This is a genomic window from Salmonella sp. 32020114201800008SM (genome assembly GCF_017572025.1).
Lineage (GTDB): Bacteria > Pseudomonadota > Gammaproteobacteria > Enterobacterales > Enterobacteriaceae > Salmonella > Salmonella enterica.
On record NZ_JAGEQM010000008.1, the window covers coordinates 87,803 to 101,971 of the forward strand.

General features: G+C 48.7%; 12 protein-coding genes and 1 pseudogene. 4 read left to right on the forward strand and 9 right to left on the reverse strand.

Annotation, left to right across the window (positions count from 1 at the left end; all coding sequences use genetic code 11):
- The first annotated feature begins 238 nt into the window (after positions 1-238).
- From mdsA to mdsC, 3 genes are read left to right on the forward strand one after another with little or no spacing between them, the layout of a single operon-like run.
- Positions 239-1,465 (forward strand): multidrug efflux RND transporter periplasmic adaptor subunit MdsA, encoded by a 1,227-nt coding sequence (mdsA, locus tag J4613_RS19425; protein ID WP_080219284.1) that lies wholly within the window; start codon positions 239-241, stop codon positions 1,463-1,465.
- Complete coding sequence (mdsB, locus tag J4613_RS19430) at positions 1,462-4,629, forward strand: multidrug efflux RND transporter permease subunit MdsB (protein ID WP_000673146.1); 3,168 nt, start codon at positions 1,462-1,464, stop codon at positions 4,627-4,629. Before mdsA ends, mdsB begins: the two co-directional genes overlap by 4 nt.
- Before the next feature lie 16 nt (positions 4,630-4,645).
- Positions 4,646-6,103 (forward strand): multidrug efflux transporter outer membrane subunit MdsC, encoded by a 1,458-nt coding sequence (mdsC, locus tag J4613_RS19435; RefSeq protein WP_023211100.1) that lies wholly within the window; start codon positions 4,646-4,648, stop codon positions 6,101-6,103.
- A 69-nt stretch (positions 6,104-6,172) separates the two neighbouring features.
- On the opposite strand, the gene J4613_RS19440 is transcribed toward mdsC, so the two are convergent.
- From J4613_RS19440 to J4613_RS19480, 9 genes and pseudogenes are all read right to left on the reverse strand, one after another.
- A complete protein-coding gene (locus tag J4613_RS19440; protein WP_000722978.1) occupies positions 6,173-6,532 on the reverse strand; it encodes a DUF4156 domain-containing protein in 360 nt (119 codons plus the stop codon).
- A gap of 57 nt (positions 6,533-6,589) precedes the next feature.
- The gene (locus tag J4613_RS19445; protein ID WP_000737127.1) at positions 6,590-6,814 is read right to left on the reverse strand and encodes a membrane protein; all 225 of its coding nucleotides are present in this window, start codon (positions 6,812-6,814) and stop codon (positions 6,590-6,592) included.
- Positions 6,815-6,824: 10 nt separating this feature from the next.
- Positions 6,825-7,466 carry a helix-turn-helix transcriptional regulator gene (locus J4613_RS19450; RefSeq protein WP_000610827.1) on the reverse strand — a complete coding sequence of 214 codons (642 nt, stop codon included), beginning with the start codon at positions 7,464-7,466 and terminating at the stop codon, positions 6,825-6,827.
- 143 nt (positions 7,467-7,609) lie between these two features.
- Positions 7,610-8,134 carry an Ail/Lom family outer membrane beta-barrel protein gene (locus tag J4613_RS19455; protein ID WP_000830239.1) on the reverse strand — a complete coding sequence of 175 codons (525 nt, stop codon included), beginning with the start codon at positions 8,132-8,134 and terminating at the stop codon, positions 7,610-7,612.
- Between the two features lie 399 nt (positions 8,135-8,533).
- Positions 8,534-9,022, reverse strand: a complete 489-nt coding sequence (locus tag J4613_RS19460) for a hypothetical protein (RefSeq protein WP_000545426.1) — start codon at positions 9,020-9,022, stop codon at positions 8,534-8,536.
- A complete protein-coding gene (locus tag J4613_RS19465; RefSeq protein ID WP_000081375.1) occupies positions 8,995-9,738 on the reverse strand; it encodes a transcriptional regulator in 744 nt (247 codons plus the stop codon). The genes J4613_RS19460 and J4613_RS19465 overlap by 28 nt, the downstream gene beginning before the upstream one ends.
- 99 nt (positions 9,739-9,837) lie before the next feature.
- The gene (locus tag J4613_RS19470; protein WP_077910991.1) at positions 9,838-11,412 is read right to left on the reverse strand and encodes an EAL domain-containing protein; all 1,575 of its coding nucleotides are present in this window, start codon (positions 11,410-11,412) and stop codon (positions 9,838-9,840) included.
- 501 nt (positions 11,413-11,913) lie between these two features.
- Positions 11,914-12,214: pseudogene (locus tag J4613_RS19475) on the reverse strand (hypothetical protein).
- Positions 12,187-12,921: a membrane protein gene (locus tag J4613_RS19480; RefSeq protein WP_001005867.1), complete on the reverse strand. Its 735-nt coding sequence runs from the start codon at positions 12,919-12,921 to the stop codon at positions 12,187-12,189. Before J4613_RS19480 ends, J4613_RS19475 begins: the two are co-directional and overlap by 28 nt.
- 663 nt (positions 12,922-13,584) lie before the next feature.
- Here J4613_RS19480 and J4613_RS19485 point away from each other — a divergent pair.
- Positions 13,585-14,121, forward strand: coding sequence for a fimbrial protein (locus J4613_RS19485; RefSeq protein WP_000062033.1), 537 nt, complete (start codon positions 13,585-13,587; stop codon positions 14,119-14,121).
- The last annotated feature ends 48 nt before the right edge of the window (positions 14,122-14,169 follow it).

Genomic DNA, 14,169 nt, shown 5'->3' on the forward strand with positions numbered 1-14,169 from the left:
CTAAAGCTTGCCATTGTGGGAAGGTCAAGCGTATTCAGGCTGCACGGTTCGGCGAGAATGTGAGATGGCTCATAAAAGAGGATGATGCGAGACATTTACGCCACGATGCCGACCCACGCCCCGAAAAAACCCGTCAGGAGCGCTTGACCTTTCCTTCGTTGTAACGCCTAGCCTTTGCCAAAAATTCTGCGGCAGCGTTGCGGAATGGCCGACACGCTGCGGTAAAGAGGGAAACGACATGCGTAGAACATTCAAAATTATGTTGATAGCCGGCGTCATCGCCGCCAGCGGGGGCGTGATTTACATGGCCGGCGAAGCACTATGGGATAAAGACAACGCCGTCGGACCACCGGCCAGCGCGCCGCCTCCACCGTCGGTACCGGTTGCTAAAGCCCTTAGCCGCACACTCGCGCCTACGGCGGAATTCACCGGTTTTCTGGCCGCGCCGGAGACCGTGGAGCTGCGTTCGCGCGTGGGAGGAACCCTTGACGCCGTCAGCGTTCCGGAAGGACGTCTGGTAAGCCGCGGACAACTGCTGTTCCAGATCGATCCGCGCCCGTTCGAGGTCGCCCTCGACACCGCCGTCGCGCAATTACGTCAGGCTGAAGTACTGGCCCGCCAGGCGCAGGCGGATTTCGATCGCATTCAACGACTGGTCGCCAGCGGCGCCGTATCACGTAAAAACGCTGACGATGTCACCGCCACGCGTAATGCGCGACAGGCGCAGATGCAATCGGCCAAAGCCGCCGTCGCCGCAGCGCGCCTTGAACTCTCCTGGACCCGTATTACCGCGCCCATTGCCGGACGCGTTGACCGCATACTGGTGACCCGGGGCAATCTGGTCAGCGGCGGCGTAGCGGGTAACGCCACGCTTTTGACGACTATCGTGTCTCACAATCCCATGTATGTGTATTTCGATATTGACGAAGCCACCTGGCTGAAGGCGTTACGGCATACCCGCTCCGACAAAAATCCACCGGTAGTCAACATGGGGTTAACCACCGATAACGGGCTGCCTTATCAGGGCGTACTCGACTTTATGGGCAATCAGATGAACCGCAGCACCGGCACTATCCGGGCACGCGCCGTGATTCCTGACCCCGACGGAATGCTTTCTCCCGGCCTGTTTGCCCGAATCAGTTTGCCCATCGGCGAGCCGCGGGAAACCGTGCTAATTGACGATCTGGCGGTGAGCGCCGATCAGGGCAAAAACTATGTGCTGATCGTCGGCAAGGAGAATCAGGTGGAGTATCGTCCGGTTGAGCTGGGACAAATGGTCGATGGACTCCGCGTCGTTACACAGGGAGTACTGCCGGGAGAAAAAATCATCCTCAAGGGGCTGGTGCGTCCTGGCATGACCGTTGCGCCACGTCTGGTGCCGATGCGGCAGAATGTGACCGACAAACAGACCGCGACATTGACTAAAGCGGACGGCGACAGTGCGCCGAAGGCGGTGCGCCAATGAAATTCACCCACTTTTTCATTGCACGCCCCATCTTCGCCATCGTCCTGTCGCTGTTAATGCTGCTGGCTGGCGCTATCGCCTTTTTAAAACTGCCGCTGAGTGAATATCCGGCCGTTACGCCGCCCACGGTACAGGTTAGCGCCAGCTACCCCGGCGCTAACCCGCAAGTGATTGCCGATACGGTAGCCGCGCCGCTGGAACAGGTGATCAACGGCGTTGACGGCATGTTGTATATGAATACCCAGATGGCCATTGATGGTCGCATGGTTATCTCTATTGCCTTCGAACAGGGAACCGATCCTGATATGGCGCAAATTCAGGTGCAAAACCGGGTATCCCGCGCGCTGCCTCGCCTGCCCGAAGAAGTCCAGCGAATTGGCGTTGTAACGGAGAAAACGTCCCCCGATATGTTGATGGTGGTCCATCTTGTCTCGCCGCAAAAACGCTATGACTCGCTTTACCTGTCTAACTTCGCCATCCGGCAGGTTCGCGACGAGCTGGCCCGTTTACCCGGCGTCGGCGATGTTCTCGTCTGGGGCGCGGGCGAGTACGCCATGCGCGTCTGGCTGGACCCGGCGAAAATCGCCAACCGCGGTCTTACCGCCAGTGATATCGTTACGGCGTTGCGGGAACAAAACGTACAGGTCGCCGCCGGTTCCGTCGGGCAACAGCCGGAGGCCTCCGCCGCTTTTCAGATGACGGTAAACACGCTGGGCCGCCTGACCAGCGAAGAACAGTTCGGCGAGATTGTGGTAAAAATCGGCGCTGACGGCGAGGTGACGCGTCTGCGTGATATCGCCCGCGTCACGCTGGGCGCAGATGCCTATACGCTGCGCAGTTTACTGAATGGCGAAGCGGCGCCAGCGTTACAGATTATTCAAAGTCCGGGCGCCAATGCGATTGACGTTTCTAACGCGATTCGCGGCAAAATGGATGAGTTGCAGCAAAACTTCCCGCAGGATATCGAATACCGGATTGCCTATGATCCTACGGTCTTCGTGCGCGCATCGCTACAATCGGTGGCGATTACGTTGCTGGAAGCCCTCGTGCTGGTCGTCCTTGTCGTGGTGCTGTTCCTGCAAACCTGGCGGGCGTCCATTATTCCTCTGGTGGCGGTTCCCGTTTCGCTGGTCGGCACCTTTGCCTTGATGCACCTGTTTGGCTTTTCGCTGAATACGCTTTCGCTGTTTGGTTTGGTCCTGTCGATAGGCATCGTTGTCGATGACGCCATCGTTGTGGTCGAAAACGTGGAACGGCATATCTCGCAGGGCAAAAGCCCCGGAGAGGCGGCAAAGAAGGCGATGGATGAAGTCACTGGTCCCATTCTTTCTATTACCTCGGTGCTAACGGCGGTCTTTATCCCTTCCGCATTCCTGGCGGGCCTGCAGGGTGAGTTTTATCGTCAGTTCGCGTTGACCATCGCTATTTCGACCATCCTTTCGGCCATTAACTCGCTGACGCTCTCCCCTGCGCTGGCTGCCATTTTGCTAAGACCGCACCACGATACTGCGAAGGCTGACTGGCTAACGCGGTTGATGGGCACGGTCACTGGCGGTTTTTTCCATCGCTTTAACCGTTTCTTCGACAGCGCGTCGAACCGCTATGTTAGCGCCGTCCGTCGGGCCGTGCGCGGCAGCGTCATTGTGATGGTGCTCTATGCTGGCTTTGTGGGGCTGACCTGGCTTGGCTTCCATCAGGTGCCGAACGGGTTTGTGCCTGCGCAGGATAAATACTATCTCGTCGGCATCGCCCAGCTCCCAAGCGGCGCATCGTTGGATCGCACAGAGGCGGTCGTGAAACAGATGTCCGCTATCGCGCTGGCGGAACCCGGCGTTGAAAGCGTCGTCGTCTTCCCCGGTCTGTCGGTTAACGGCCCGGTAAATGTGCCAAATTCGGCGCTGATGTTCGCCATGCTGAAACCCTTTGACGAGCGTGAAGATCCTTCGCTTTCCGCTAACGCTATCGCCGGAAAGCTAATGCACAAATTTAGCCACATTCCCGACGGATTTATTGGCATCTTCCCGCCGCCGCCGGTTCCAGGGCTTGGCGCGACGGGCGGCTTTAAATTGCAGATTGAAGATCGTGCGGAACTGGGATTTGAAGCGATGACAAAGGTGCAAAGCGAGATTATGTCTAAGGCGATGCAGACGCCCGAACTGGCCAATATGCTGGCCAGTTTCCAGACAAACGCCCCGCAATTACAGGTGGATATCGACCGGGTAAAGGCGAAATCAATGGGGGTATCGCTCACCGACATCTTTGAAACGTTGCAAATTAACCTCGGCTCGCTTTACGTCAACGATTTCAACCGATTTGGCCGTACCTGGCGGGTGATGGCGCAGGCCGATGCGCCATTCCGTATGCAACAAGAGGATATCGGCCTGCTTAAAGTCCGCAATGCGAAGGGTGAGATGATCCCGCTTAGCGCTTTCGTCACGATTATGCGCCAGTCGGGGCCAGACAGAATCATCCATTACAACGGCTTCCCCTCGGTAGATATTAGCGGTGGACCGGCTCCGGGTTTCTCCTCCGGACAGGCGACGGACGCGATTGAAAAGATCGTGCGTGAAACGTTGCCGGAAGGGATGGTCTTCGAATGGACCGATCTGGTTTATCAGGAAAAACAGGCCGGCAACTCTGCGCTTGCTATCTTTGCGCTGGCGGTGCTGTTGGCCTTCCTGATCCTGGCGGCGCAGTACAACAGTTGGTCGCTGCCCTTCGCCGTCCTGCTTATTGCGCCTATGTCATTACTCTCAGCCATTGTCGGCGTGTGGGTATCTGGCGGAGATAACAATATCTTTACGCAGATTGGTTTCGTGGTGCTGGTCGGCCTGGCGGCCAAGAACGCCATTTTGATTGTCGAGTTTGCCCGCGCCAAAGAACACGACGGCGCAGACCCGCTGACCGCCGTACTGGAAGCGTCACGCCTGCGTCTGCGTCCTATCCTGATGACCTCATTCGCCTTTATCGCAGGCGTAGTACCGCTGGTACTCGCGACGGGTGCCGGCGCGGAAATGCGACATGCGATGGGCATCGCCGTGTTTGCCGGCATGTTGGGCGTCACGCTCTTCGGCCTGTTATTGACGCCTGTGTTTTACGTGGTGGTTCGCAGGATGGCATTAAAGCGTGAGAACCGCGTTGATTCACATGATCAGCAAGCATAATGATGGGAATGGCATAATGAAGATCACTTTTACAGGCTATCGGCAGACCGCCACGCTGGCGACGCTTGCTTTCGTCACCACGCTTGCTGGCTGTACGATGGCGCCGAAGCACGAACGCCCCACATCGCCGACTGCGGTGGTCTATCCCTACGCAACGTCAACCGTTTCTGGCGCGCCGGATGCCGCTGACATTGGCTGGCGTGATTTCTTCCACGATCCGCTTCTACAGGAACTGATCGCGATCGCGTTACGCAATAATCGGGATTTACGCAAGGCAGGGCTCAATGTTGAAGCCGCCCGGGCGTTATACCGTATTCAGCGCGCGGAGATGCTGCCGACGCTCGGCATCGCCACCGCCATGGACGCCGGTCGCACTCCCGCCGATCTCAGCGTCACGGACGAGCCTGAGATTAACCGACGCTACGAGGCGGCTGGGGCGACGACGGCCTGGGAACTGGATCTCTGGGGGCGAGTGCGAAGCCTTAGCGACCAGGCATTAGCCGCCTATATGGCGCTTGATGAGACGTACATTGCGGCGCGAATGAGCCTGGTTTCCGAAGTCGCCAGCGCCTGGCTGACGCTACGGGCTGACCGGGAGCTGCTGCGCTTAACCGAGGATACGCTGGCCGCGCAAAAAAGTTCATACACATTGACAACCCAGCTTGCCCGGACAGGTAACGCCACACAGCTCGATCTGCGTATGGCGGAGATCGCGCTGCGTTCTGCGGAAATCAATCGCGCGGCGTATACGCGACAGTTGGCGCGGGATCGTAACGCGCTGGAATTGCTGTTGGGCCAGCCGCTCACGCCTGAACTGTCGCGTCGACTAAACGAAGCGGTCACGCTTACAGAAGGCGCGATCCCGACCACACTGCCAGGCGGATTACCGTCAGATCTGCTGGTACGCCGCCCGGATATTCGCGCCGCCGAGTACAGGCTGCGCGGCGCAAACGCCCGAATAGGCGCAGCGCGCGCCGCCTTCTTCCCGACAATCAGCCTGACAGGCACGGCGGGAACGGCCAGCGCGTCTCTTAGCGGACTCTTTGAACCGGGATCGGGAAGCTGGCGTTTTCTATCGCAAATCACCTTGCCTCTCTTTCACGGCGGCGCATTACGCGCTGACCTGGATAGGGCGCATGTCCAAAAACAGATTGAAATCGCCAGGTATGAAAACGTTATTCAGCAAGCCTTTCGCGACGTGGCGGATGGTCTGGCGGGACAGCGTACGCTGAATGACCAGGTGCAATCAGAACAACGCGCGGTTGAAGCCAGCCAAATCGCCTATGAACTGGCCGGACTCCGTTTTCAGGAAGGCGTCGATGACTACCTTACGCTGCTTGATACCCATCGTATGCTTTATGGCGCGCAACAGCGCCTGGTACGCACACGGCTCATGCAACAGCTGAATATCATTAATCTGTATAAAGCATTAGGCGGCGGTTGGCGGGAATACAGCGAGAAAAAGCAAGGTTAGCCCAAATAGCGCGCGCGTCGCCAGTGCGGCGCGCGCGCTAAACAGGCATATATTACCTGCAAAATAAGGTTAACGAGGGCAACGATAAACGTTCCCGCTTAACGTGACATTGGTTTGTTTGCTTGAGCCCGAACCGTGCCATGAACTTCCTGTCTGGCCTGCACGCTGGGTTAACAGGACTACCGTATTGCCGCCCATTTTATAAGCTTTGTTTTTCAGATCGTTACGGGCACCCGTTTCCAGGTTACTGTTGGAAGTCCAGCCACCGGTAAAGAAATTCCCCTGGCTGCCCGTGATATCTCCTAAGTAGCTGCATTCCTTACCTGGCTCGCTGGTCATCACCCGTACCTGTTCAGCGCCATAATTCAGCGAATTAGCACTACATGCGGTTAAAGCCAAGCCGACGAAACATACTAAGATCTTTTTCATACTAATACCTGGTCTATTAATCATTAAATAATAACGCGTTCTTGCTTCTGAACGCCGTCAAGGAACTATATTTAAGATGTAACGAATGTCTTTCATTTGCTGAAGAAAAGTCTCTGTCATGATGCTATCATGTATGCTTGAGGCTATTTCTTGTTCAGTTTTTTCAATATGCTCTCTGAGTCTTATTTTTGTTTTTTCGTCAAGCGCCGAGATAAGTATCTTAATGGCAAGCAGCATAGTAGGATTGATGCTTTCACACTCTCTCATCGTTAACTTTTTCATCTTGTTTGCTTCAAGCCTGATCGGCGTTTTTGTCTACACGGCAAATTTTAGATGCGAAGATATGGCGACTTCTTTGGTAAATAAATAGCAAATGGAAAAAGCGTTTGAAGCCATATTTACGACAGATACGCAATCTATGAATGTACAAAGTCTTACGACTCATGCCATAGCTACTGGCGATCTGACTCATCGACTTTTTATATAAAAAGTGCCATAACAACTCCTCCTCCTTTTTTGTCAACGGCGCAAGTTCACCGACCGCTACTTCGTTTGCACAAGCGTATTTAATGAAATGCTCAATAAAAACAGGCTTTGCCAAATCGGGATCGATATCAGGATCTCTATCGCAGCCATGTGGATAAAGTTTTCCAATATCTCTGCGCGTGAGCCAGATTCGACGAGCATGTGGATAATGCTGCATGAGCGCCTTAAAACCTTTCCAGACCCCCTGAATCAAAACTCGTCCATCAATAATAATTATGATATCTTCGCTAGCTGATATCTGACACGAATTATATTCTCCATTGAGTGGGAACATAAAGCACTTCCCATCCTCAAAGAGTGAAGCGATGCCTAAATAAGTATAATAATCATCCGTTAAAACTATACCTATCGTTTTTAACGGAAGTTGTTCCGATAGTGAATTTATCATAATTTCATCAATAGAATAACGCTACGGTGAGTGTTTTATCTTCCTCTTAAGATTACCTGAGCGCTCATAACCATCCCTATTCTGTAGCAGCGCCATATTATTTTTAATTCCTTGCCATAAACGTAACGCTTATACTTTTAATATCAGAAGCGATAACCTACGCTGACACCAAATGTATTGGTATCCACAGCGAAGAAACGACTGGCTTCCCATGATGCATCGATAGATATACTCTTAACTGGATTAAATATTACGCCAGCGCCGTAGGCAAAGGACTCTTCTTTTGAGTGTTTATTAAATTTCATCGTCGCTATACCCGCATTGCCGTACAGGCTCACATAGTCATTAAAACGATATGTTGGTCCAAACATCAAAGAACCATAGTCCACAGAATCGGAACCATTTTTATGCAACTTCCCCTCTTTCCAGGTGTAATTCTCCATTTCATTGCGCGTCGCGGTGAATGAGCCTAACATCCCCCAGGTCTCATTAAACTCGTAACGATATTTAAAATTAAAGCCTCGCAGATCTTTGCTATCGCTATTTTTCAATGAACTGAGATGAGTTTGTGCATAACCAAACGATACGGTGTGCTGATCGTTAGCCAAAGCTAAAGGTGACGCTAATAATAAACCTAAAAAAACAAGGAACGAAGACCGTCTTTTCATTAAAACCACTCCATTTTTGATATATAATTAAGGCGGTACCGGAACTTATGGCACACAAATAGCATTTAGATTAAGAGCACCTAATGCGCTTATTACCAGTCATGCCAACTGCGGAGGTAATATACCCTGATATATTCGATAATGGATATGAAATCAGTCTTACAGAGTTCTTACTTTTTTATTAATGGCGGATTCATAGTTGCTTCAGACCCGATCCTGGCATCGCATCCGTCAGGCGGACAGCGAGAGGTTATCAGCGAGTATCAGTCACCTCCTTGAAGAGTCAAAATTCATAACCAATTGTTTTTCATGTATTTTATTGATTATTGAGTTAACCTTTACCCTTGCGGAGGGCAATTTCGCAACTCGCTTTCTGACGCATTCAGACAACATTCAGATCTACTGCGCGGTACAAACGTTATAAAGCTGCCGATTAAGAGAATAAAAAAAGGTTTTCTCACCCACTTTAGATATTCGAATCTCATTAGCCGCTTCCGGATGCAGAACCCGTAAATATGATAACAGATCGCCAGCCGTGTCCGTGGCAAAGACTTTTACCTGGGATACTTCGAACGTATAAACACCAGGCGCTGTTCGATGTAAATTTTTCATATATACGTCCCGGTATAATATTTTTACACCGTTATCTTTTGTTTTTATTTCATATTGAAGCGTAATTCTCTTCATCTTAAAATCAAGAACAAGACTGCCATCGGCATGGATATCTTTAGGTTGTATCGTCGTTACCGTTCTTGTCGTACATAAAAATTCATTAGTATTAATAGAACTATGGCTACTGTTTCGTACCCAAACTACCATCAGTACGACTGAAACAGCCAACATACCAAGCGTCGCCACGCTTAATAACGTTCTTTTATGGAAATGCATTTCGGCTCCGCTATATCAAGTTGGTTAAGACACTGGACAAAAATATTTGTATTAGGAACGCGAATGTAATAAATGATTTTTCCGTTTTGTTTATGTATTTCATTACTCATCTCAGAGTACGCTTCAACGATATCCGTCAGATGGGTTTTATCATGCCCGACACTATAAAAAGTGTATCCATCATACGAACCCTGGAGGGTAAAGTAATCAATATTTTCACCCTTAACTTTATACATCATAAAAAACATCAGAAGCGCGGCCAGGCAAAAGTAGAGCCAATCTTTTTTATTCACAGCGCCCGGTATTGGAGGGATAATAGTGTCATCGCGTCGCACTTCAACCGTCGATAATTCTGTTTCAGCAACAGCAGGCAACGGCGTATTTTGCGCCTCATCACTCAACGGTTCAATGGAAACTGAGAGTAAAACACCCACGCGAGGGCGAGTCACAACAGACGCCCCCTTAAGACCAATTTTATCAAATGACCCTCGTAGCTGGTTAATCAATTTATAATAACTGGCATCAGAGACCACGACACCTTTGCGCCCCCAGACATAGTTAATTAAATCATCTTTTTTAAAAAGGCCTTCATAAAAAGCGATAAGCAAACTGCGTTCCGATTCAGATATCGTTATCGACTCTCCGGCGCAGGAAAGCGTCATTCGTTCACAATCAAGAATAACCCTTTTGTCAATCAGATAATTGTTCTGACTCATAAAAATATCCGCCCCAGTGCTATCACGTTTCTTCACGGCATAAACATATTACCAGGATATATCGTGCTATTGAATTTTTTTCCGTAGCGAGCTCCTGTATTATTCAGCCACCAGGCCACTCGCAGATTCGTTTTCCCCCTTGAGCAAACCATTTTGCCTCTGGGCCGACTTGCCAAGCCAGCTCATAAAGTCATTAGCCCCCATCGGCCTGGCATAAAGAAATCCCTGAACGAATCCTACCCCGTGGCTTAAGATGTAACGCAATTGGTGCTGGGTACTGACCCCTTCGGCAACCACATTGAGCCCCAGTCGCTGACTCAGCGTAATGATAGTATCCAGGACAGGAACATCATCGCTGCTGGTATCAATGGTATCGATAAACGTTCTGTCTATTTTAAGAGAGTCTACAGGTAATTGTTGGAGATAGGAGAGTGAGCAATAGCCGGTCCCAAAATCATCAATCGCTATTAACACGCCTTTTTCACGGAGCGTTGAAAGTTTTTCTGCGACCTGTGAAGGTTCTACAATCAGGCTACGCTCGGTGAGCTCCAACATAAGCGTTATCGTTCCCAAACGAGTCCTGAGCGCCTCTATATCTTGTATAAAACCGTCATCCATAAGATGCGCAGGCGATATATTTACGCTGATATAGAAATCATCCGGTACAGTCCAGTTTATCACGTCATGAGCAATCAGTTCGAACAGATGACGAGAGAGAGGAATAATCATGCCTTCATTTTCTGCGGCGGTAATAAAAATATCGGGAGTTATAAAACGGCCATCCGGTTGCGGCCAGCGCATTAGCGCCTCCACGCCGCCGCAACTAGCGTGTTTAACGTTAAAAACAGGTTGATAATGTACCGTAAACTCATTGTGCGTTATCCCCCTGGCAATCTCCCGGGCCAGAGATAAACGTTTTAAATACCAGCGCCTGTAGAACAACATCATCCCTACAGAAAGACACAATGACAGCGGAACAAAAATAAAAAGGTTTTGTAACCAGTATGCCGATAACGTTGAGAAAGGGGTTCGCACCATCAGCTGGATAGTGTGATCGGTTGAGGTGAAGCGCTGCGTTAAAAACGCCTTACCGCGCAACGTCGCAGCGCTGGTAATCGCCTCCCCTGCGCCGAATGTCAGGCTAAAGGCTGATGCTCTCTCTGCTGCCAATATCTCCATGAGCTCCTGGACATACTGCGAATCCACAATGACGAAAGCCGCTTTATTCGCTGCTACTTTTTTCACATAAACCACAACAAGGCGATCGGGTCCTTCGGCCATACTACCGATAGATCGCAACCACCGTTCCGGATAAGAAGCAGGTAAGGAAAGCCCTGCCAGCCGGGAAAAATGATAGCGTTCGGTTCCTGTGACAAAGGAGCAAGTGATATCACCATTTTCCAGAAACCCAATGTCACGGACATAAGGAGTGAAGGCCCGCGTTCTGGACAGTTCTTTCAGCGTATCAGTGCAGGAACTCTCAGCCAGTCTGGCGGCTTTTCTGGCGACTTGCCAGGAGGCGGCAGATATATCCGCGCTAAACCGCAGCAGCGTATTGGCGCTGACGGCGATATCTCGTTTTAGCTGGAAGATACCCGCGAGTAACCCCACCAATATCATTACGATCAGTGGAACGGCAATAAACAACATCAGAAATAGCTTTCTTACTTTCAAATCATTGCCCTCTTACCGGCCTTCCTTTTGCCACTGTACGCTTTTATAGGATAACTAAAGTAACATTAATATAGAAAAGCAATATTGAGAGATAGGTTATACGTTCTTAATGATAGCAAGATGGCACTCCCTGTGCCGAAAATAGACAAGAAAATATCAATACCCAACAGGTGCAGGATACTATCGTTAAAATAAGCGATAGCAGATATCTAAATTCAATATGTTAGCCAGATGCCAGGTTCGCTGCCTGATGAGGCATAACCATCACGGAACGAATTCCCATCAATACAGGGATTATTGGCTACAACTCAACGTTACTACTGGTGGTACACACATTATACAAATGTCGATTAAGCGAAAACATGTAGGTATTTTTCCCAATTTTGACCATCTTTAACTCATTAATCGTACCAGGCTGTAACAGTCTCAACCAGGAAAACAAATCGCCAGCAGTATCAGACTCAAAAGTCTTAACTGAATTGACTTTAAAAGTAAATGTTTTCATACCCGTTCTGCGCAGTTTGCTGATGCAGATATCACGAAAAAAAAGCCGTTTCTCTTTCGTATCGGTAGTAACATCGTAGTGTAGGGTAATCCTGCCGGATTTAAGATCCAGCACAAGTCCACCATCCATGTACAATTTTCGTGGTTCAATATACGCTTCTGATTTTGTCGTGCATATAAGATTATTGGTTCTATAAGAGTCACGATTTACCCACTCAAGCGCTATTACCGATCCGATTGCGACAATGGCGATAAATATTACAAATATAATCAGTAACGTTCTTTTACTGTAATACATTTTGGCACCGCCATTTCAACAGGATTTAAGCATTGCAGAAAAATATTCATGTTAGGCTCCCTGATATAATAAAGATGGCGTCCATTTTGCCGGTAAATTTTAATTTTTAGAGAGTTAAAAGCAAAAACTACTTCACTTAATGTGACCTTATCCTCTTTTGTTTTATAGATTGCATAATCGTTATATTCGCCAAGATATGTAAAAAAACTATCAGGGCTGTTACGAACAGGCGCTTTATATATAGTAAATACACCATAGAGCAATGCCAGAAGAATGGCTCCTGTTAATACCACAAATACGCTGTGACGTTTAATTTTGTAAAATATGTTCTCCCGAGTCGTGGTGCCTTTAACGTTTTCATCACTCACCTTTAGGGAGGTGATTTTTTTTATAGGTTCAATGGCAACAGACAGCGATACCCCCACCCGAGGGCGAGTTACGATGTCAGATGACTGTAGACCAATGCTACTAAAATCATTTCTCATTTGATTAATGAGTTTATAGTAACTTGATTCTGAGACGCAGCCTCCACGATTTTCCCAAACAAAATGAATAATATCTTCTTTTTTGTAAAGACCATGCCAAAAAGCAAGAAGCAGATGGGTCTCAGCTTCTGATATTCTGATTATCTCATTACCATGCGATAAGGTCATCTTCGTACTATCAAATACAACACGCTTATCAAGTAAAAATATGCTTTCATTCATGACAATCCTAAAGGTAACTGCATCCATCATTCAGACGACATATTATCATGCTCAAAAAAGAATTCAGCCCCCTAATTAACCTGAGTTTAACTTATAAGTCTCACTTATAGTAAACAATAATTGACACAAGTATTACCTGAACATTACAAATCAAACAGTTATAGGTAAATCTGAACACTTTTCTTTACCTTAACGCAAACTCAGGAAACTTCTGAAAGGCCAAAAGTAAGAAAAAAGTAAGACTAATTATACTGTTTCAGAAGCACATTTCAGAAAATTTACCTTAATCTCACCATCGTATTATCCATCGGGAGGTTTAACTGATGCGGATTTTACATAGCAAAAATGTGCAGGTTTGTATTGCAACATAGTCTATCTATTCAGACGCGGAGAGAATTGTTATCGGATTACACTCAATCAAATGATAACACTATCAGTTGTACTAATGAGATGTATGTACGAAAGCGCTTATCGCTCTATTTCATGATAAGAGAAATAAGTCTGTTTGTTTTATATCGCATTATCAATAGTCAGGAGGGTATAGCTCACATCCAAAAATAGAGTTAATGATCGTTATTTTTACCACTCCTCCATAAGCACGAAACATTCGGGCGAATTGCACTCGTCCTGAAAAAGTAAAGATTAATACAGGAACATTATCATATGTCTATGAAAAAGTATTTAGCAATGATCACAGGCTCACTTCTTGTCTCCAGCAGCGCGATGGCTGTTTCTGATAACACCATCACCTTTCAAGGGGAAGTCTCTGATGAAACATGCTCTGTCGTGATTAATGGTAATCAGGCTAAACCCGTCGTGTTATTGCCAACAGTAAGTACTAAAGACTTATCAGAACAAGGGAAAACTGCGGGGCCAATAACGTTTGATATTGGGCTGTCCGGGTGTACCGGCTCTAAGGACAAAACAACAAAAATTTCCACTGTCTTTGTCGGTAATCAGGTCACCAGTAACGGTAACCTGGGTAATACTGGCAGCGCGAAAAATGTTGAAGTCCAATTACTCGACACTTCAGGGGAGCCAATCAATCTGACCGGCGGCTTTACTGGCGACGGCGACCTACAGCTGGAACCAAATGCTTCTGAAGCGAGCGCGACTTATACCGCGCGGTATTACTCTACCGGGAAAGCAGAGGCTGGGACAGTCGCTGCCACCCTTCAATACGCCGTTTCGTATAAATAATTGTCGCTACGGTCTGGCGTTGAAACGCCAGACCATTTTCAATCGCCA

Coding starts and splice junctions, on each gene's coding strand:
- mdsA (WP_080219284.1), top strand. CDS start 239: ATGCGTAGAACATTCAAAATTATGTTGATAGCCGGCGTCATCGCCGCC.
- mdsB (WP_000673146.1), top strand. CDS start 1,462: ATGAAATTCACCCACTTTTTCATTGCACGCCCCATCTTCGCCATCGTC.
- mdsC (WP_023211100.1), top strand. CDS start 4,646: ATGAAGATCACTTTTACAGGCTATCGGCAGACCGCCACGCTGGCGACG.
- J4613_RS19440 (WP_000722978.1), bottom strand. CDS start 6,532: ATGAAAAAGATCTTAGTATGTTTCGTCGGCTTGGCTTTAACCGCATGT.
- J4613_RS19445 (WP_000737127.1), bottom strand. CDS start 6,814: ATGAAAAAGTTAACGATGAGAGAGTGTGAAAGCATCAATCCTACTATG.
- J4613_RS19450 (WP_000610827.1), bottom strand. CDS start 7,466: ATGATAAATTCACTATCGGAACAACTTCCGTTAAAAACGATAGGTATA.
- J4613_RS19455 (WP_000830239.1), bottom strand. CDS start 8,134: ATGAAAAGACGGTCTTCGTTCCTTGTTTTTTTAGGTTTATTATTAGCG.
- J4613_RS19460 (WP_000545426.1), bottom strand. CDS start 9,022: ATGCATTTCCATAAAAGAACGTTATTAAGCGTGGCGACGCTTGGTATG.
- J4613_RS19465 (WP_000081375.1), bottom strand. CDS start 9,738: ATGAGTCAGAACAATTATCTGATTGACAAAAGGGTTATTCTTGATTGT.
- J4613_RS19480 (WP_001005867.1), bottom strand. CDS start 12,921: ATGAATGAAAGCATATTTTTACTTGATAAGCGTGTTGTATTTGATAGT.
- J4613_RS19485 (WP_000062033.1), top strand. CDS start 13,585: ATGTCTATGAAAAAGTATTTAGCAATGATCACAGGCTCACTTCTTGTC.